General features: G+C 45.8%; 21 protein-coding genes. 11 read left to right on the top strand and 10 right to left on the bottom strand.

Going from position 1 to position 20,018, the window contains the following annotated elements; all coding sequences use genetic code 11:
• Positions 1 to 282 precede the first annotated feature (282 nt).
• The 10 genes from torT (at position 283) to gabT (ending at position 11,102) form a co-directional block, all read left to right on the top strand.
• Positions 283 to 1,368, top strand: a complete 1,086-nt coding sequence (torT, locus tag INR79_RS22470) for a TMAO reductase system periplasmic protein TorT (protein ID WP_022589327.1) — start codon at positions 283 to 285, stop codon at positions 1,366 to 1,368.
• Positions 1,365 to 2,909: a sugar ABC transporter ATP-binding protein gene (locus INR79_RS22465; protein ID WP_262415468.1), complete on the top strand. Its 1,545-nt coding sequence runs from the start codon at positions 1,365 to 1,367 to the stop codon at positions 2,907 to 2,909. Before torT ends, INR79_RS22465 begins: the two co-directional genes overlap by 4 nt.
• Positions 2,899 to 3,957 carry an ABC transporter permease gene (locus tag INR79_RS22460; RefSeq protein ID WP_223100072.1) on the top strand — a complete coding sequence of 353 codons (1,059 nt, stop codon included), beginning with the start codon at positions 2,899 to 2,901 and terminating at the stop codon, positions 3,955 to 3,957. The genes INR79_RS22465 and INR79_RS22460 overlap by 11 nt, the downstream gene beginning before the upstream one ends.
• Positions 3,958 to 4,028: 71 nt before the next feature.
• Positions 4,029 to 4,778, top strand: coding sequence for a 5-oxoprolinase subunit PxpA (gene pxpA / locus INR79_RS22455; protein ID WP_022561144.1), 750 nt, complete (start codon positions 4,029 to 4,031; stop codon positions 4,776 to 4,778).
• A gap of 18 nt (positions 4,779 to 4,796) precedes the next feature.
• Positions 4,797 to 5,036 (top strand): acetyl-CoA carboxylase, encoded by a 240-nt coding sequence (locus tag INR79_RS22450; RefSeq protein WP_223100069.1) that lies wholly within the window; start codon positions 4,797 to 4,799, stop codon positions 5,034 to 5,036.
• A 44-nt stretch (positions 5,037 to 5,080) separates the two neighbouring features.
• Entirely contained in the window at positions 5,081 to 6,478 is a 1,398-nt protein-coding gene (locus INR79_RS22445) for an acetyl-CoA carboxylase biotin carboxylase subunit (protein WP_223100067.1), read from the top strand.
• 9 nt (positions 6,479 to 6,487) lie between these two features.
• Positions 6,488 to 7,363 (top strand): 5-oxoprolinase subunit B family protein, encoded by an 876-nt coding sequence (locus INR79_RS22440; protein ID WP_223100065.1) that lies wholly within the window; start codon positions 6,488 to 6,490, stop codon positions 7,361 to 7,363.
• A complete protein-coding gene (locus INR79_RS22435) occupies positions 7,353 to 8,336 on the top strand; it encodes a biotin-dependent carboxyltransferase family protein (RefSeq protein WP_223100063.1) in 984 nt (327 codons plus the stop codon). Before INR79_RS22440 ends, INR79_RS22435 begins: the two co-directional genes overlap by 11 nt.
• Positions 8,333 to 9,775, top strand: coding sequence for an NAD-dependent succinate-semialdehyde dehydrogenase (locus INR79_RS22430; protein ID WP_223100061.1), 1,443 nt, complete (start codon positions 8,333 to 8,335; stop codon positions 9,773 to 9,775). Before INR79_RS22435 ends, INR79_RS22430 begins: the two co-directional genes overlap by 4 nt.
• 52 nt (positions 9,776 to 9,827) lie before the next feature.
• Positions 9,828 to 11,102 carry a 4-aminobutyrate--2-oxoglutarate transaminase gene (gene gabT / locus INR79_RS22425; RefSeq protein ID WP_223100059.1) on the top strand — a complete coding sequence of 425 codons (1,275 nt, stop codon included), beginning with the start codon at positions 9,828 to 9,830 and terminating at the stop codon, positions 11,100 to 11,102.
• 22 nt (positions 11,103 to 11,124) lie between these two features.
• On the opposite strand, the gene INR79_RS22420 is transcribed toward gabT, so the two are convergent.
• The 8 genes from INR79_RS22420 to INR79_RS22385 form a co-directional block, all read right to left on the bottom strand.
• Positions 11,125 to 11,466, bottom strand: a complete 342-nt coding sequence (locus tag INR79_RS22420) for a terminase (RefSeq protein WP_223100057.1) — start codon at positions 11,464 to 11,466, stop codon at positions 11,125 to 11,127.
• Between the two features lie 75 nt (positions 11,467 to 11,541).
• Entirely contained in the window at positions 11,542 to 12,150 is a 609-nt protein-coding gene (locus INR79_RS22415; RefSeq protein ID WP_223100055.1) for a Crp/Fnr family transcriptional regulator, read from the bottom strand.
• A 62-nt stretch (positions 12,151 to 12,212) separates the two neighbouring features.
• Complete coding sequence (locus INR79_RS22410) at positions 12,213 to 12,434, bottom strand: VF530 family DNA-binding protein (RefSeq protein WP_004400149.1); 222 nt, start codon at positions 12,432 to 12,434, stop codon at positions 12,213 to 12,215.
• A gap of 76 nt (positions 12,435 to 12,510) precedes the next feature.
• Positions 12,511 to 12,969, bottom strand: coding sequence for an HIT family protein (locus tag INR79_RS22405; RefSeq protein ID WP_223100053.1), 459 nt, complete (start codon positions 12,967 to 12,969; stop codon positions 12,511 to 12,513).
• Positions 12,970 to 13,017: 48 nt separating this feature from the next.
• Positions 13,018 to 13,575 (bottom strand): hypothetical protein, encoded by a 558-nt coding sequence (locus tag INR79_RS22400; protein ID WP_223100052.1) that lies wholly within the window; start codon positions 13,573 to 13,575, stop codon positions 13,018 to 13,020.
• Between the two features lie 46 nt (positions 13,576 to 13,621).
• Entirely contained in the window at positions 13,622 to 14,503 is an 882-nt protein-coding gene (locus INR79_RS22395) for a hypothetical protein (protein WP_223100050.1), read from the bottom strand.
• Positions 14,504 to 14,935: 432 nt separating this feature from the next.
• A complete protein-coding gene (locus tag INR79_RS22390; protein ID WP_223100048.1) occupies positions 14,936 to 16,033 on the bottom strand; it encodes a DUF3472 domain-containing protein in 1,098 nt (365 codons plus the stop codon).
• A gap of 330 nt (positions 16,034 to 16,363) precedes the next feature.
• Positions 16,364 to 16,843 (bottom strand): GNAT family N-acetyltransferase, encoded by a 480-nt coding sequence (locus tag INR79_RS22385; protein WP_223100046.1) that lies wholly within the window; start codon positions 16,841 to 16,843, stop codon positions 16,364 to 16,366.
• A 355-nt stretch (positions 16,844 to 17,198) separates the two neighbouring features.
• Here INR79_RS22385 and INR79_RS22380 point away from each other — a divergent pair, with 355 nt between their 5' ends.
• Positions 17,199 to 17,684, top strand: coding sequence for a hypothetical protein (locus INR79_RS22380; RefSeq protein ID WP_223100044.1), 486 nt, complete (start codon positions 17,199 to 17,201; stop codon positions 17,682 to 17,684).
• 432 nt (positions 17,685 to 18,116) lie between these two features.
• On the opposite strand, the gene INR79_RS22375 is transcribed toward INR79_RS22380, so the two are convergent.
• Positions 18,117 to 19,742, bottom strand: a complete 1,626-nt coding sequence (locus INR79_RS22375; RefSeq protein ID WP_223100042.1) for a hypothetical protein — start codon at positions 19,740 to 19,742, stop codon at positions 18,117 to 18,119.
• A complete protein-coding gene (locus INR79_RS22370; RefSeq protein ID WP_022589310.1) occupies positions 19,732 to 19,908 on the bottom strand; it encodes a hypothetical protein in 177 nt (58 codons plus the stop codon). Before INR79_RS22370 ends, INR79_RS22375 begins: the two co-directional genes overlap by 11 nt.
• Between the last annotated feature and the right edge of the window lie 110 nt (positions 19,909 to 20,018).

Genomic DNA, 20,018 nt, shown 5'->3' with positions numbered 1-20,018 from the left:
CTGATATCAATAGCGAACGGCTTAACCTTACCTACCCCTGCCCAGACGTTTTAATCATTAAATCTCATACAGATAACTTAATTTCATGTAAGCAAATCACATCTCTCTGCGTTATCTGTTTTTCTAATAACACTAGACTGAATTCCATATTTTACATATCAGCGCTGCAATTTTAACCTGTTATTAACAACTCAAACAATACCCAACTCAAACAACAGCCAACATGGATATGTTTCGGCTGGTGGTCGTTGACAACACGTTCGAACAACAGGGAGAAGAACGATGAAACGAAACACCTCTCACGCGGCATGGCTTACGCTGACGGCGATTTTTGCTGTCGCCAGTAGCCCAACCTCTCATGCAAAAGACTGGTCATACACGGTAGACGTATGGACAACCCCCTTCGATATGTCCAGCGACAGAAAAGTGATGGATTACAAACCCGTCGCTAAGGCGCAAAAGCCTTGGGATATCTGTGTTTCTTTCCCTCATTTAAAAGACGCCTACTGGACAGCCGTTAACTATGGTGTGGTCGCCGAAGCCAAGCGAACTGGTGTCGGAATGCAGCTTGTTGAAGCTGGCGGCTACACCAACCTTAATAACCAGATTTCACAGATTGAAGACTGCGTTGCCTCGGGTGCAGATGCCGTCATCATCGGTGCCATCTCTTATGAAGGGCTAAACAATCTGGTTAAGAACATCGCCAAGTCGGGCATTCCAGTGATTGATATCGTCAACGGCATGTCCTCTCCTGATCTTTCGGCTAAATCGCTGGTGTCCTTTGGCGAAATGGGCTCGAAAATCGGTAAGTACCTAGCCGATGTTCACAAGCACGACAATAAGAAAGTCAAAGTGGGCTGGTTCCCCGGTCCTCCCGGCGCGGGCTGGGTAGAAGCGGGCAACAAAGGTTTTCAGTCGGCAATTGAAGGCTCCAACATCGAAGTGGTCGAAACCAAATACGGCGATACCGGTAAAGAAGTTCAGCTCAAACTGGTGGAAGACACCTTAGAAGCGCATCCGGATCTGGAATACATCGTCGGAACGGCGGTTACCGCAGAAGCCGCCACCAGCCTGTTAAGAGCCCGCGGACTAACGAATCAAATCAAGGTGCTTTCTTACTACTTCACACCCGGCGTTTATCAGGGCATTAAAAGGAAGCTGATCCTCGCGGCACCGACCGATTCTGCGGTGATTCAGGGAAGGGTTGCCATTGATCAGGCGGTTCGAATTCTGGAAGGCAAACCTTACACCAAGCACGTCGGTCCTCAGTTGTACGTCATCGATGCCTCCATCATTGACCACTTCGACCGCGACAGCTCATTAGCACCAGCAAACTTTAAACCTACGTTTTCGGTGAAACCACAATGATGATGAGTTCAACCTCACCCATCCTTTCTTTACACGGGATACACAAACAGTATCCCGGTGTAAAAGCACTGGACGATGTGGATTTCACTCTGGAAGCAGGCGAAGTACATGTGTTGTTTGGTGAAAACGGGGCAGGAAAATCAACGCTGATTTCCATTATCTCTGGTGCAAATCGCGCCACAAAAGGAGAGATACGGTTTCGCAATCAGCCAGTGAACTTTAAGAGTGTATTCGACGCAAGAAGCAACGGCATCAGTGCAGTGTTTCAAGAGTTTTCACTCGTAGATACCCTATCCATCGCTCAGAATCTTTTTCTGGGGGAAGAGCCTTTGAAATCCGGTTTTCTGGATACCAGCTCTTTACAACAGAAAGCGAAAAGCCTTCTGGAGCGAATGGGTTTTAACCTTGATCCCGATGTGTTAGTGGGTGAACTTTCCCGCGCTGAAAAGCAGATGGTGGAAATTGCTAAAGCGTTGCGCGGCGAGCTTTCTGTATTGATTCTGGATGAACCGACCGCTTCGTTGACCAACAAAGAAACCGAACAACTGTTTGACCTGATTGCCCAAATCAAACAGCAGGGTGTGGGCATCATCTACATTTCCCATCGCATGGCTGAAATTCGCCAGATTGCAGACAGAATTACCGTGTTGCGTGATGGCCGCTATATCGGCACCAAAGCGTGTGAAGAGGTTGAAGAGCAAGAGCTCATCACCATGATGACGGGGCGCGTTGTGGATCAAATCTATCCAGACATTCCGTTCTCGCCCAAAGAAACCGTTCTTGAAGTTCGCGAGATGAGCACCCGAGACGGCAATCTGAACACCCTTTCATTCCATGCACGAGCAGGTGAAGTCGTTGGGTTTGCAGGGTTAGTCGGTTGTGGCAAATCGGAGGCACTGCGCGCCTGCTTTGGTCTGGAACCTGTCTCTTCGGGCTTCGTGGTTTTTCAGGGCGAAAACGTCACCAATCTGAGTACTCGTGCCATGTTAGATCGCGGTTTTTTCTATAACTCCAGAGATCGCAAAGCTGAAGGTTTGGTGATGATTCGTAGCTGCCGTGAAAACATGAGTCTGGCTGCGATCCGAACCCCGCAATACTCAAGCAGTACAGGCGCACTGTCCATTGCTCATGAACAAGCGCAGACCGAACACCTAGCCACCAAGCTCAAACTGTACCCAAACAAAACCGAGCGCGATGTCGGGCAGTTCAGTGGCGGGAACCAGCAAAAGGTATTGCTTGCAAAATGCCTGACCCGAGACGTGTCTCTGTATGTATTCGATGAACCCACGGTTGGAGTGGACGTTGGCACGCGTGCTGAAATCTATCGATTTATTGCCAGCCTTTGCGAACAAGGCGCAGCAGTGGTGATCATCTCTTCCGATTTACCGGAAGTGGTTCATCTCTCTCACCGTCTTTACATCATGCGGGAAGGAAAAATCGAAGCGCACCTACAAGGCGACGAGATCACCGAACCTAATGCCCTCTCCCACTTTTTTGAATCTATGCCGTCTCAGAATGAGGAGCTTCTCCATGAACACTAAGCCAATAAAAATGGATTCCTCCACTGAAAAACCAGTGTCTAACCCATCCAGAAGCAATGTAATGAACCAGATGAAACGACTCTTTGTAAAACTTGGTGTGCTGCCTATTTTGATGATTGCTGCCATCGTTATTTTTGCCAGCACGTCGGATAACTTTCTGACTTCGCGCAATCTCCTTAACCTTTTGCGCCAGTCTTCTTACCTCATCATGGTAGCCATCGGGCAGATGTTTGTGTTGCTTACTGCGGGGTTTGACCTTTCTGTCGGCACCATCATCGCACTATCGTCTGTAGTGGGTGCAACCACCATGGCAAGCGTGTATGCCGCCATGCCCGACGCAATATACCTCGCCATTGCCCTTGGCTTGTTAGCGGGTGTAGGTGTGGGATTGCTCGTGGGCTTGGTAAACGGTGTGGGTGTCGCGCATTTCAATGTGTCTCCATTCGTCATGACCCTTGGCATTTCCTCTGTAGGATTCGGAGCGGCTCTGTACATGACGGGCGGTTCCCCCGTTTACGGTATGCCGATGGAATTTGGCGACACCTTCGGGTTTGGCAGTATTCTTGGTATTCCAACCCCAATTCTTGCTGCGATTCTGATGATGATAGCTGCCTTAGTCATCGTTAACCGGACTCGTCTGGGGCGCTACTTCTACGCCGTGGGCGGAAATATTCACGCCGCGCAGCTCTCTGGAATTCACACCCATAAAACGCTGATTCTGGCGTACTTGCTCTGCGCATTTTTCGCTGCGGTGGCAGGCATGCTGATTACCGCCCGTCTGGATACTGGCGAAGCCAACATCGGCGCAGCCATGCCACTCCAGTCTATTGCCGCATGCGTGATTGCAGGGGTGAGTCTGCGCGGTGGTGTGGGCCGAGTTGAACACGTGGTGCTCGGTGCCATTTTCATCAGCCTCGTTCAGAACGGGATGAACCTCACCCGAGTGGAATCTTATCTCCAAACCGTGGTGATTGGGGCACTGCTGATCTTCGCCGTCATCATCGACCAAATTCGTATTCGAATGCGAGCGAGCCTCGGGGCTCAGTAGGCTCCGCGCATCGTTAAAAAAGAAAACTATGGCATTCGTCTGGAATCAAAATTTCATAAGCAGGTATTTCTATGATCAACATAAATAGCGACATGGGGGAAGGCTTCGGCATCTACAAATTAGGTGACGATGAAGCGCTCATGCCTTACATCACCGAAGCCAACGTAGCTTGCGGTTTCCATGCCTCCGACCCTAACCACATGAAGCGTACTGTGGAGCTCGCAAAACAATACGATGTAAAAGTGGGCGCGCATTTCTCATTGCCCGATTTACAAGGCTTTGGACGCAGAAAAATGCACCTTTCTCAGCCAGAACTGCACAACATGATCGTCTATCAGATTGGGGCGTTAAAAGGCTTCCTGGATATGCTGGGTATGCCGCTGAACCACCTTAAGCCTCACGGCATTTTATACGGCATGGCGGCATCGGATCCGGAAATTGCTGAAACCATTGCCAACATCGCACTGCATTACGACGTTCCCGTATTCGGGCTAACCAATACCAGCCATGAGACAGTGTACAAGCGCAAAGGCGTTACTTTCGTCCCCGAGTTTTTCACCGACCTGGACTATGATCAACATGGGCACTTAGTGATTACTCAAACCCATGACGCAACCGACCCGATCAAAGCAGCAAAGCGGGTGTTAAAAGCCGTAGAGCAAGGCACGGTGATTGCGACTAACGGAGACGAGATCCCAGTCAGCGCCCAAACCGTTTGTGTTCATTCGGATACCCCTAACGCACTGGATATTGCCAAAGCGGTCAATGCAGCCCTTAAGCACCATTTACCGCAGTCATCAAAAGAATTTGATGTTTCTTGATTTTCAAAGGAGTGAAACATGTCAGACAAAGAAATTCTCTGCCCACTGCCGGGCATCTTCTACCGCTCATCAGCCCCCGATCAACCGAACTACAAAGAGATAGGTGACACGGTAACAGAGGGAAACACCATTGGCTTAGTGGAAGTGATGAAATCGTTCCACGAGATCAAAGCGGAAGTCTCTGGAGTGATAGACGAGTTTCTTCTGGAAAACGAGAAACCAGTGAACGCGGGTCAGCCAATAGTCCGGCTCAAGTAGCCAACGCTAATCAATAGCTCGCAGAATGAACACAAGGAGTTGTTATGACAATTCAAACCTTACTCGTCGCTAACCGAGGGGAAATCGCTGTGCGGATCATCCGCGCAGCTAAGGAAATGGGGATTCGTACCGTTCAGGTTTACAGCGAAGCCGACAGCGAATCGCTGGCAGTCAGGCTTGCAGATACCTCCGTATGCATTGGCGCCCCAATGGCGAACCAGTCTTATCTCGATGGAAGTAAGATCATTCAGGCAGCACTGGATTCTGGTGCAGACGCGATTCATCCCGGCTATGGGTTTCTTTCTGAAAATGCGGATTTCTCTGATCAGGTGAGACAAGCCGGGTTGATATTTGTCGGCCCCGACGGGGACACCATGCGCCAGATGGCGGATAAGGCGGTTGCCCGGGAAACGGCTGAAGCCGCAGGCGTGCCTGTGGTGCCCGGAAGTTCTCCGATGCAAAACCCACAACTGGCGCTGAAAACCGCCAAAGAGATCGGCTTTCCCGTGATGATCAAAGCATCCGCAGGGGGTGGCGGTCGCGGTATTCGCGTCATCAATCAGGAATCGGAATTTCTGGAAAACTATCATCAGGCCGCCGCAGAAGCACAGGCCGCCTTTGGTGACGGCACCTTATACCTTGAAAAATTCATTCATCAGTCTCGCCATGTGGAAGTGCAGATTCTGGCGGATGGTAACCGTGCCATTCACCTGTTTGAACGTGAATGCTCGTTGCAGCGTCGTCGCCAGAAAGTGTGGGAAGAAGCGCCTTGTACTGTGCTTCCAGACAGCGTTCGCCAAGCCATGTGTGAGTCTGCCGTTGCTCTGGCTGAAAGCGTGAATTACCAGGGTGCGGGCACCATTGAATACCTGTACGACGACCAAAGCCAGTCGTTCTACTTTATTGAAATGAATACCCGAATTCAGGTGGAGCACCCGATTACGGAATGCATTACGGGTGTGGATTTGATTCGGGAAATGCTGCGCATTGCATCAGGTGAACCTCTTCGCCTTAACCAGGACGATATTGAAATTCGCGGCCATGCCATCGAGATTCGTCTCAATGCTGAAGACCCGTTTAATGGCTTTCTGCCCTTCCCCGGCATCATTAAGCAGTTTACCCCGCCGATGGGTTCAGGGGTTCGGTTCGACGGGCTGATCTATTCAGGTTTTGCCATTCCACCCTATTACGATTCGTTGCTGGGCAAGTTAATCGTCTGGGACACCGACCGTGACACGGCCATCCAGCGTATGGCGAGAGCCTTAAATGAACTTGAAGTCGAAGGCGTAAAAACCACTCAGCCTCTGTTCCAGAAACTGTGTGAGTCTGAAAACGTGTTACGTGGCGACTTTAATACTGCATGGCTGGAAAGCTGGTTAGAAAATTTAAACCCGACAGAAAGCACCGAGAACACGGACCGTTCACTGTCTCAGGCATCATAAGGAAAGACGATGAAAACACGCTATTCATTCGGCGGAGACGAGCACATCTTTGTGGAAGTCAGCGAAGAAATGTCACTTGCCGCCTTTTTCAAAAGCCTGTCTATGACGCAGGCGATCCGCGACGCCAACATTGACGGTGTCGAAGAGATCTGCCCTGCCAATGCCTCTTTTCAGGTGAAGTACAACCCGGACATTTGTTCACCTGAAGTGATGCTTAAAACCATTCAGGACATCGAAACGTCCATGGCACAGACAGAAGCCAAAATTGCCACTCGGATCATTGAAGTCCCTGTGTTTTATCAAGACCCGTGGACACACGAAACCCTCATGCGCTTTAGAGACCGTCATCAGGATCCTGATGGAACGGACCTGTCCTATGCCGCCCGAATCAACGGCTATGATTCGGTCGAAAGCTTCATTAAAGCGCACTCTGAATCGCCTTGGTTTGTGACCATGGTGGGCTTTGTGGCGGGGCTGCCTTTTATGTTCCAGATGGTAGAACGCGAGAAGCAGATACAAGTGCCCAAGTATGTTCGCCCAAGAACCGACACGCCAAAACACACTGTCGGTTACGGCGGCTGTTTTTCCTGTATTTATTCTGTTCGTGGTGCTGGCGGTTATCAGATGTTTGGTGTCACCCCGATGCCAATCTATGACCCAAGCCAGAACGCCGCTCACCTGAAAGATTTCCTGGTGTTCTTCCAGCCCGGCGACATCGTGAAGTTTCGCCCGATTGAGGAATCCGAATATCACGACATTGTCAGTCAGGTTGAAGACGGCACGTACGAACCAAGAATCCAGTCTACTGAGTTTTCTCTGGCGGAATTTGAACAGGACATTGCCAGCTACAACACAGCACTGAAGGAGGCGCTTTATGAGCATTAAGGTTAACCACCCGGGTCTGGCGACCGCTGTTCAGGATCTCGGTCGAACTGGGTATTTCCATCTCGGCATTCCGGTATCTGGTGCCATGGACCGTTTCGCTTGTCGCTGCGCCAACTGGTTGGTTGGTAACGACGAAAACGCCGCAGTATTGGAAGCGGTTTTTATGGGACCCAAACTCACCTTTTCTAACGACTGCACCGTCGCCGTTACTGGCGCAGACATGACGCCTTTTGTTGATGGTGAAGCGCAAACGACCTGGACAAGTTTTGCGATTAAAGCAGGACAAGAACTGACGTTCTCTCACCTGACTCAAGGTGCCCGGATTTACATAGCTGTTTCTGGAGGGATTGATGTCCCTGAAGTGTTGGGCAGCCGTTCAACCTACACTCTTGGCGCGCTGGGTGGCTTTGAAGGCAGACCGATTCAGCAGGGCGACAAACTCCCGGTAGGACAATCCGATTCGGGCTTTGAGGTACGCTCATTACCAGAATCGCTGCGCCGACCGAATTCTAATGAATTAAGAGTCGTTACTGGGCTCTACTGGCATCGGATTACAGAGGCGTCTGGCAAACAGTTTTTTGAAGATACATGGCAAGTAGCACCGGAAGCAGACCGCATTGGGTACCGCTTTAAAAACGGCACGCCACTGGAATTTAATGAACGCGAACAACCATTTGGCGCGGGTTCTGACCCCTCCAATATTGTGGATGGCTGCTACCCATATGGCTCCATTCAGGTGCCAGCAGGGAAAGAGCCCATCGTGCTGCACCGCGATGCGGTTTCTGGTGGGGGCTACTTTATGATTGGCACGGTAATTTCTGGCGATATGGATCTGATTGGTCAGATGCAGCCCAATACCTCCACGCGTTTTGTTGAGGTTTCGATGGAAGAAGCGTTGGCAGCGCGTAAGGAATATCAGTCTCTACTAGACAAAGCGAAACACCACATCCAAAGCAGTGGGGTGAACCAGTGACCTTACTTCAGCAACAAGCCTTCATTAACGGTCAATGGCAAGACAGCGCTAGCGGCACGACATTTGCCGTGCTCGACCCAGCCAATGGCAACCAGCTTGGAACCGTGCCAGAGATGGGCGTGGAAGAAACACTGGTTGCCATCTCTGCCGCCCACGCTGCGTTTTCTACGTGGAGCAAAACCACCGCCAAGCAACGAGCCGAATGCCTGATGAACTGGTATCAACTCATGTTGGAAAATCAGGCGCAACTGGCGGAGTTGATCACTCAGGAATCGGGGAAGCCGCTGGCAGAATCGATGGGTGAAGTTTTATACGGCGCTTCTTTCGTTCAGTGGTTTGCCGAAGAAGGAAAACGGGCTTATGGTGACATTATTCCTTCCACCGCTGCAGACAGGCGCTTGCAGACCATCAAGCAGCCTGTCGGGGTTTGCGCTGCGATAACGCCTTGGAATTTTCCGGTTGCCATGATCACCCGAAAAGCGGCTCCCGCTTTAGCAGCAGGTTGCACCATGGTCATCAAACCTGCCGAAGCGACACCTTTTTCCGCACTGGCGTTGGCAAAACTGGCTAAAAAAGCGGGGATTCCGGACGGGGTCATCAACGTGGTGACAGCCTCCAACGGAGTTGAAATCGGTCAGGTGCTGTCTCGGGATGAGCGTATCAGAAAGCTGTCGTTTACAGGTTCTACCGCGGTCGGTCGGCAACTTCTCAAGCAGTGCGCCGACACGGTAAAACGAGTGTCGTTAGAACTTGGCGGCAATGCACCATTCATTGTGTTTGATGATGCCGATATCGACGCCGCAATCGAAGGCGCGGTTGCCTCTAAATTCCGAAATTCAGGGCAGACCTGCGTCTGTACCAACCGGATTCTGGTGCAGTCGGGTGTTTACGACGCCTTTTGCGAAAAATTTGCCAGGGCCGTCAGCAAACTCAAAGTGGGTGAAGGTATTAATCCCAAACACCAGATCGGTCCTTTGATTAGTGAGCCAGCATTGGACAAGGTCGATGCCCACATTCGTGATGCGTTGAGCCAAGGCGCGCATCTGCTGACTGGCGGCTCTGCCCATTCTTTAGGTGGTTTGTTTTATCAGCCCACCGTGCTGTGCGATGTGACCCCTATGATGCGAATCGCCTCTGAAGAAACCTTTGGTCCTGTGGCACCCATTTTCAAATTCAATACCGAAGACGAAGCTATTCGACTAGCGAACGACACCGAATATGGGCTAGCGGCGTATTTCTACTCGCAAAATATTCACCGATGCCTTCGAGTAAGTGAAGCGCTGGAATACGGCATGGTAGGCGTCAACGAAGGCATTATTTCCAATGAGGTCGCACCATTTGGCGGGGTGAAATCATCGGGCTTAGGTCGGGAAGGTTCACGTCTGGGTATCGAAGAGTATCTGGAAACCAAATACATCTGTTTTGGTGGGCTGTCTTAGCTGCTTTTATCCGTCGTAACAATCTTTATCTGTCTTTAAAAGGAACACACACATGAACAATCAGTCACTGATGGAGCGCCGGCAAAAGGCGGTCCCCAGAGGCGTGGCTTCGGCTACCCCTTTGTTTGTGAAACGCGCAAAAAATGCGGAGATTTGGGACGTAGAAAACCGTCGATATATCGATTTTGCAGCTGGAATAGCAGTCGTCAATACGGGGCATTGCAACCCGGCAGTAAGCGAAGCGGTTATCAATCAAATTGACCTGTTCAGCCACACCGCTTTTCAGGTTGCGGGTTACGAAACCTACATTGCACTTGCCGAGCGGTTGAATTCCCTCGCGCCAATCGATAACGCCAAAACCATACTCATGACCACAGGGGCAGAAGCGTTAGAAAATGCTGTGAAGATTGCGCGTCATTATACGAAGCGCCGTGGCGTCATTGCCTTTCACGGAGGCTTTCATGGCAGAACCATGCTAACCATGGGCATGACCGGAAAAATCGCCCCTTACAAAGAAGGCTTTGGTCCCTTCCCTGCTGATATTTTCCATGTGCCCTTTCCCATTCCTTATCAGGGAATGGATACTCACTACACCGTGAAGTCGCTGGAAAAAGTATTCAAAACCGACATTTCTCCCGATTCAGTAGCTGCCATTGTGATTGAACCGATTCAGGGTGAAGGCGGGTTTTACGCAGCGCCCGCTGAATTGATGGAGCACTTGCGTGCGCTCTGCGATCAGCATGGGATCTTACTGGTCTTTGATGAAGTGCAGACGGGGTTTGGTCGCACCGGAAAAACCCTCGCGAGCGAACACTACAGCGTTCAACCCGATCTGATTACTGTGGCCAAAGCGCTGGCTGGCGGCTTCCCTCTTTCTGGCATTATTGGAAAGGCTGAAATCATGGACAGCCCCAACCCTGGAGGATTGGGCGGAACTTATGGGGGCAGCCCAGTAGGGTGTGCAGCAGCACATGCAGTACTGGATGAACTCGAAAGCCGAAACCTGAACCATAAAGCACAGGTTATCGGGCAAAAAATCGAGCGCGCCATTAAGCAGGTGAAAGACGCTCACCCAGACACTCCAATTGCCTACGTCCGGCATGCCGGAGCTATGATCGCTTTCGACTTTGTAGACGGTGAATCCCCAGCACCCGAGCACGTTGCTCCGTTTATCACCCACTGTCGCAACAATGGCTTGATCGTGCTGCCATGTGGTCAGTTTGGAAACGCGGTAAGGTTATTACCGCCATTAACGGTAGAGGACCATATTCTGGAAGAGGCAATTGAAATCATTCAGAATTCGCTGATCGCCATAACAACACAATAGTTAAATAATTACTAAAGCGCCGTTACTGGCGCTTTTTCTTCCACTTCCCTGAAATCAGATACTTTGGAAAGGTATAAAGCTGTTCAAGCAAAATTCGGGTAACTGCATTCACCGGACTGGTGAAAGGTTCTGGCGGGAGATGTTCTTTTTTATGTCCAATACCCTGAACAGCGATAGAGACAAGGGGCAATAACACCAAGCCTCCAGCCATCAAAACCTTGCCAAGAACCAACGAAACCAATGCTCCCCAGAACCCAATAATGAATACCGGAACCATGATTAAATGAATCAGGAAATTGCCCTGATGCTGGTGAAAATGACCGTAAGTGTTTTGCTGGTGCTGAACGATTTTACGTATAGACATTACTGCTCTCCAATCTGTTTTGGAGCAAGATAATATCGCTGGAAAAACAAAGCATTACCATATGGTAATTTGGCTTCAACTTTTAATTCGGCTGAGAGATTGGGGCGTAATGCCCAGATAGGACGCCACGTAATATTCTGGAATACTCTCGATCAGGTGAGGCATCTGTTCACACAACTCAGCATAACGTTGCTTTGCGGTTTTCATCAGCAAAGACATGGCGCGTTGCTGGGTGTGGTAATACGCCTCTTCTGAAAGTCTTCGACCCAGCTTTTCCCATTTTGCACCACGTTCGTAAAGCCCAGATATCGCATGAGTTGGTAACTCAACCGCTTGTACTTCGGTCAGCGTTTGAAAATGTAGCTGGGATGGTTCGTTGCGGATCACGCTGGAAAAATCAGTAAGGAACAGGTTTTTCACAGTTGAGGAAGGTTCGTTGAAGTGGAAGCAAGTGGTAAAGTCGCGCCCGCTCTCGTCAATGGCAAAAGAGCGTGTAATGCCAGAGCTGAGATAATACATACTCCGGCAAGCCTGACCATTCCCAAGCAGGCTTATATCTTTCTCAAAATTCTGAACCGTGAAGCTTTCTGAGATCATTTCCCATTCCTCATCGGAGATAGAAACGAACTGGGACAGATGCGCTCGAAGCTTGGTAAGCGGCTGATAGGAAGTATCTTGAGTCACGTATTACCTTTGATTTGACGGGATTCTCAAAGAGTGAAGCGAGTAGCTGTCCCAAGTTAAGGTTACTTACAAAAGGTTTCAATATACAGAGCTTCAACTTTGTCCCTTGCCCATTGAGTACGGCGCAGGAACTTTAAAGAAGACTTGATGGACGGGTTGTTATAGAAACAGTTGATTTGGATTTCTGCGTCTAAGCCTTCCCATCCATAGTGTTCTTGTAAGCGCACGAGTATCTTCTCAAGGGTTAAACCGTGCAAAGGGTTATTAGGTTGTTCCTGGCTCATTACTGCAATTCCTGAATACCGATATTTGGCGCAGAGTGTAGCAGATTCATAGCCAGAGTACTGCGAGAAGACGTACTTAAATCTCTTGAGATAATGAAAGGTGTGTTCTTAGGTCTCTCGCCCAGCTGTTTCTCAATGCGTCTTCTGTCTTAATGTTTTTAGAGGCATACAAATTGTCGCCTGCAAACCTGCATTTTACATGCACATGCAAGTGCCAAACATCCTGCGAACCACTAGGCTCATTGTGCTGCCAAATCGTGATTCCATCAGTGTCCCATAACTCTCGCGCTTGTATAGCTATAGACTTTGCAACCCTCATGATCTCCGATAATAATTCGTCCGTGATATAATAAATATTTTCTACGTGCAGCTTTGGTACCACTAAAAACGTAGGACCAGAATTTTCATGGTGATCTAGGCTTATACAAGCAAAGACATTATCTGCCTCATAAACAATATCATTTTCCTGACTGATCCCGTTTTGGCTCATACGACAAAACGGACACAAATAGTTTTTCGGTTCATGGTTATACACGACAACTCCTGACTATATAACATAGCGTGCTACGAATGGATAAATTGCTTAATTGAAAAGGTTGTCGCAACTATATTCACCATTTTTCTCAGTCGCATGCAGAAGAGTTAAAGGTCGGAAGTTTGAATTAGTCTCTAGATTTAAGTTCACGAAGTCATACATATGCCAGAGAATTTCAAATTGCTCAATTTCGTCTTTCTTTCCGTCAACAATTACAATACACCAATCGTCTACTATGTTACCTGAACTATTAAGGCGATTCTCAATATGATCGATTACGGACTGGCTCAATAACCCCTTCTTTATAAGGTTTTGCATCCAAAAGTAATTTTCATTATCTTGAAGGTACTGAGTTTCAGTAAGAAACGGATAAAGCTGCAATTGGCCAAGCACTGCCCATTTTTTGAACTCAGAACTACCCCATTTTTTTACTTCAACTATGCTTATTCCACCTTCTGGAGAAAACCTAAGAATATCAGGTCTTGCCAAACGCTCATGTATGTTGTCGGTACCGTAAGGTGTATAAGCTTCCTCAACATAAATGTCCCTAGGCCAAGTAGAACGCATCCACTCACATATAAGTTCTCGCCATTTTGTCTCGTGCATATATTATTCTTTAGTACTCATAAAAAATGACACTCTGGGTCTTTATTTATACGATTTTTCTTCTTGCTTCTTCGAATTTTGATTCTACATTACCGACGGGACAACCTGTCTCGAGATAACCTTGATTAAAAAGTTGGAACCACAGTGATAGGGCTGCAATTAAACCAAATCTTCTTTCTTCCGGATCGACGTTTCTCAAATATATTTCGGGTACTAGAGCTAGATCTTCTGCATACCAAGGGGTCCCATTTAGTTTGTATATACCGTCGCTTCCAAAACTTAATAAATTGTGCCCATGCGCATATTTGTTCACTATAGACTTGTCCAAATACATACCACGAATATATATTTTATTTTTCCAACACATAGCAACACAAGCAGCTAAGTATCCTCTCGATTTCCAATAAGAGGAGACCCAACCATTACAGAGATAGTAGCGGTAAAACTCCTTATCGTTAATGGAGCCTATTGTTTCCTGAAGTACAAGGACACTTTGTGTTCCTCGATCAACTTTGTCAACTGTTAGAAGAATGCCATCAAGCTTTTCACTACAAGTAATTTCCAATAGCGAGGATAAGAAGTCTTCAAATTTATCTGGATATTTGTAGAAATCATATGTGGGGTAAACTTCTTCCGATGCACCATCTAGCCAGTCTCTATTTATCCCAAAAAGCTGACATGTTGAAGTTAGTATTTTTTCATCAAGCTTCTTAAGCAACAGTTCATCCGTACTTACATCGAAAAGAGTTAAACCATGACCAACAACCTTAGGAATCTGGTTTCGATGTACTCCATGAGCTTCATATACGCCAACTAGACGTGTTGACAGCAACTCAGGAGTTGAGGTGTCGACCTCCTGATTCCTCCTGAAAGGCTTTATTGCTCTATCTACCAAAGAAAAAAATGATTCAAGCTCTCCAAATATCAACTCACTATTCTCCTTATTTACTCAACAAATCAGATGGATTTTCTCCCAAAAGATTTACCTCACTGATGTAGAACCTGTAACATTGAAGATTCGTTGCCCATCCTAAATTGCCAACTAATATAACAAACTTCACGCATATCAAAATAGGAGTCAAAGCACGTAAATGATAGTAGAACCTTTGTAATAGAGACTTTAGAGACATTTGCCATCATCCATTCTTTATGAGAGGCATAACGAACGACGCAGGTGACTTTGTTGTTTAAGAAAAATTGGCTGCTGACGCAGCCAAGAGTAAATTGTTATCTATTAAAATCCGAAGGGCTTATGGGTATTAACTGTATTTTCACGAATTATGCTTTGATACTCAGTACCTTTCTCTCGGTTCAAAGTGAAGCCCGAAATTCCTTCCAAGAATATGCCCTTCTAGGTTTATTATTTTTTCTCAAATCGAAAGCTTTGATCATCATTAGGCAAACACGCTTGCTCTTTTAAGCGATACCCAGCTTGTAGCTCTGTTGGACCGATACACACATTTTTATCAGCTTCGATTAAGTTTTGATGAACGGGTTCATACCACCATTGTGATGAATTGGCGCAAGAAGTCGTTTTAATGAAGCCATTAGCAGCGAGGGTAATACACTTGGCATGTCCATAATCTGACAGTTTTAATAATGAAGAGCCCTTGTCGTACGTAAAGTTTTGGTTACTGTTTTGGTTCCCATCACATGCCCAAAATCCGATGACTCCGCTACCAGCTAGATTATCAACACAATAGCCTGTCGACTTGTTAATTAGCTTCATCTCGGTTGAATCAAATTTAACGTAGTCTTCCCCTGTTTTTGAATAACAGGTGCCATCATTCGTGCACAATGACTCAGCGTAGGAACCACAGTTCCCATATTGCTTTGTCGTGGCAAATATGGCGGCTCGACCATCCATTTTTACACTTTCTATCTTCGATGAGGTGTTCGCCATAGCATTGCAACTTTGCAACTGCCCCGCTCCCTGAGAGTACTCTTCTACAAATGTGTTGATGTTGTTTTTGATGTTTCCCCATGATTCTGGAACATATATTGTGGCAACTTCAGTAACAACTCCGGTTGATGCTGCTGTCACGGACAGAGAAACAGAACGACCTTCTTTTGTCAGGTCAAACTTGTAATTTTCACCCTCAACCCAGTCATATTGGTAGGAGCACTGAACGCCATCACCTTCATGGTCAAACGATCGGCAGTAAGCCGCACTGTTATTATCCCACTCGGTTACATCCCAAATAGAAAAATTAATTCTTTTGCCACTACCACGTTGTAAACCAGCATAACCACCATTGCCGTTTTTAAACCAAAACTGAGTCGCCCAGTAATAGTTTGAATTTGAATCGCCATCATCGAGGATGTTGTACTCATACTCCAAATGGTTACCAGCCGCAGGGAAATGGTGACCATAAGAAACCATTCCCCCAGCAACAACTGCGTGAGTAACACTCGGAATCAGACTCATAAATAAGACGGGAATCAGACATTTCTTCATAATACAAACCTATAAGTTTATTGATGTGAAACACTACCGACACTTTATAAAGTAACTGATACCAAATTGTGATTTGAACAATCAGAAGTTAGGTCGTGATTCAGAAAATATGAATTGCCTTGCGTATTTTTGAGCTATTTATTCAAGTCGAAGAAATAAAGATTAAAGTATTATTATCAGTAAGATAATAGAATGGGATGTGCTAAAAATTCGATTCTAAATTAATAATTTTATGCGCAAACTGATAGCTTAGTCCGTTTGAGAGAGATTATCCGTTGTTACAGAAAAGAGCAGGCCGTCATCTATTGAAAGGTAGAAGTTTTGTATGTATCAAGTAAAAGATGTCTTGTTCAGTATCCATTTCTCCAGTTCTTCATTGTCGTCATCAATGACAAAACCTTTAAAAACGAAATTGTTAGCTTTTACGACGTTAAGTGAAGCTATATTGGTTGATGAAATCAAAGCAACAACGTTATGAACTGAGTCAGAAGTGAATGCTAAGTCACAAAGTTTTTTAACGGCAGCCTTTGCTAATCCTCGTCCTTGTTGCTGTGGAGCAACGTTATATCCAATCTCGACCTCACCAGTTTTGGGCTCATTTTTAAACCCACAAAATCCAACAACTTTATCTTGGTATAACATCGCGTAAGGTAAAGACCACATCTCCGCCATTACACTCTGAGCATATTGAAACGAGCGATTCAATACATGATTAGGCGGGATAGAGCCGTCGCAAAACTCTAGTTCAGCATTCATTCCTCCAACAACCAATTGATGAAGTTGCTTTTTGTTTAACTGCTGCAGTTCCATTTGTTCTCTCTCCCTTCTTAAGGCTACTTATGTATGGTTGCTGTGGCAGGTAAACCTAGAAATCTAGCGATTAACTCTATACACGTTTGTTAACTGCCACTAAACGTTTTTTTGATGTTTTACACACCAGTAGTTGGAATGTGATTATCCTAACCATATTGATATTATGAATTTAAATCATGCCAAAACTGAGCAAGACTATCATGAGCGTCATGATGATACATCTTGGTCATGAAACAAAGGCTTTCGAAGCTATGCTTATCGACACCCAAAGAGACTTGATTTAGCCATCTGGTACGCCAACGCACAACTTTCTGGTCTTTCAATTGGTAAGCCTTCAAACAATGGTTCAAAAATGACCTTAGATATCATCGAAGGTGCTCCTCAAAAACATCCGTTAAAGCGCCAGATAGTAAAGTTATCAATCGCTGTATTTGAAACCTATGCAGAGAGGTTCGGCGCAACACAACTTCGAATCATGAGACCTGTGAGTAACGATGTAATTAGCTATTATGAATCATATGGGTTTACCGCAGTTAAAGGTGCAGGAATAAATTTCCCTGACTACCTTTGGCGTAACTTACAAGGGAGAAACAAGATGTCAAACAGTAGACCACCGGAAGGAACTCCGGAATTAGATGAATGGCTCTTGCAACGAGCAAGAAAGCGCTTTGAAGAACTTGAGAAAGTAGATGTCCCTGAACATTTAGCTGAAGCTGTAGGTCAGGGTAAAATTGCTGGTCCCAAAAACGCAGAGGACATAATGCCGGAGAAATCAATATCCATCGATATTGAAATAGAAAAGGATGAAAAATCAAACAAATTTAAAGTTGTTAAATAGATTCCTACCCCAAACACACTCCGAACAGAGATTCAAAGTATGGGCTGGTGTGCCCATGCCGAGTATTAGCTCAGCTAGTTAGTGGACTAAACCCTTTGCAAATCTCTGCCACACTGAGGCGGCATTGATTTAGCAAAAAATCACTTTAGTATCCACAACTGTTGACTCCAACGGTAAAGTCACTCCCCATAACCAGAAAAACACTAACAAACTGATTTTGAGTTAAAAAAAATATAGAATTAGGGACTTGGCAGCGTTGATACAGCCGTAAGGTAGCCTTTATATATGTTTTAGTAAGCCATGCTTAATGACCGAAACGACAATACGAAGTAGATGGCTTTGTTGCTCGAGACGGATTGGCTGCTAGTGCAGCCAACAGAGTGCTACTACGAATTCAAAGATAGACGGGAAGACATAGTGTGGATGGTTTTGTTATACGCAATACGAGTTCTCAAACAGCAAATCAGCGACTTTCCTCATAGGCTCATCAGATACTGTCGCTTCTAATAAATCATCGAACGGGACATTTATTAAGTTAATTCCAACTTTCTTTTCATTGTAAAAATTTTCCCTAGGGAAAGAGTCTGCCCCTCTGTAGATAAATATTATGGTATTTGAGAAGTTTATCTTATTTTCCACTTCAGAAACCCAAAACTTAATATCACTACATTTTATCTCTAGTACATCTAAAGGAACGACCAGAATTTGCGACTTAATCTCCCTAAAAAGAGGGGTGTCGTAATTATGACTAATCCAATAGGCCTGACTGCTTTCATGAGGTGTCCACTTAAGAAAAGGAAAACCAAGAAAAATGTCATCCAAACTAATAGTACGCATTTTCCGTGTTTGCTCGTACTTATTCCTTCTTATAAATGGGGCGATAATTTTCGTAGTGATTTCTACCAACGTCTGCGCATCCAAATATACAGATTCTATTGATAGTTCATCTCGATTTCTATCCCTTTCCAGTCCGCGATAGAGCTTATTTAGAAGGGCGCTAAACTCTTCAATATTTATACTTAACATTGAAAAGTCTGATTTGATCTCATTTGTTCTAAAAAACAATGCTGCATCTGAACCTTTATTCTTGCATATCTCTTTGACAAGGTCTTTTAAAACGTAAAATGATGCAAGAGTACCGCACCCCATGTATATACTGTAGTGGCATAGTACAGCAGAGCAACAGTGATCTACCATTTCCTTGATCGAATGAACTAGACCACCATAGTCACCCGAAGAATAATATCTTTTTGATTTTTCGAAATGGCGCTTGTACTGTTTATAGTCGTAATATATATAATCAAAAGACCTAACCTTCGGCGCAAACCAAGGATGGGGTGGTTGCAATGCCATTTCCTTAGTCAAAGCAAAAAGAACATCATAATGTATGCGGTACAGACTGAGCGACTTTACTGCTTCAAGTATTGATATTGCCATGCGTCTCATCATATTTGTTGATGCCACATCAGTTATATCACTTTTGCTGTCATGTTTTACTTCCCCCGATATTGCATTATAAACATCAGGCAACAAAGTGTTGAGAATAAACTTATGAGCAAGGTTTTCTTCGAAAGACTCTGTTTTCGACCCCATGATCACCTTTATGACTGTCTCAGTTCCGTACCTTCTTACGTAACTCCCAGCCCAGTCTTCGATGTCATTCGAGCAAAACTCGTTCTCATCAAGGGTATATAGCGCTTCAGTAATACACCTTCGCACATCTGATGTTTTAAAAACATCTTTTTCGCTAGATTGACCAACAATGATCCTTGCTGCAATCGTTACAGCTTTTATAGATGGAGTTAAAGGAATTCCAATCCTACCCATAGATGCAATTATTTTTTCGCTACTAAAAGGCTCTAAATCATCCTTGTAGTGTAATTTAATTCCCTTAACCCGCTCTGAAACTATCCTATCTATTGTTTGCAGCTTCCTCTCTATTATCTTGTACAACTTGTTGTCAGAGCCTTTTATGTCACCGATATTGATGACCAAATCTCTCCCTATGACAGAGTTATCATTTCCCTTGATGGATACCTCGCTATCTTTATCGAACATTTTTGTCTCTTCCTGTCACCCCACTATTTCTATCTCCTGTAATAGAAACACTTCCACTATCCTTATTACTAATGTTAATTACTCTAGAGGCAATAAATATAGCTACAAAGAATGATAGTATTGAAAATATACTTCCAATCACACTTAATATATCTACTAAACTCATATAACTCCTCTTCAGATCTACATTATCTATAAAGTTGTAAGCTGGTGGTATCTACAATACGTATAACACCTTGTTAAATAGCAGCTAACTACCGTTACACTCAAAAAAAG

The organism is Vibrio sp. SCSIO 43132, from assembly GCF_019904195.1.
GTDB classification, from domain to species: Bacteria; Pseudomonadota; Gammaproteobacteria; order Enterobacterales; family Vibrionaceae; genus Vibrio; species Vibrio nigripulchritudo.
Note: the sequence above shows the minus strand (reverse complement) of the source record. Positions and strands in the feature narration are given on the sequence as shown.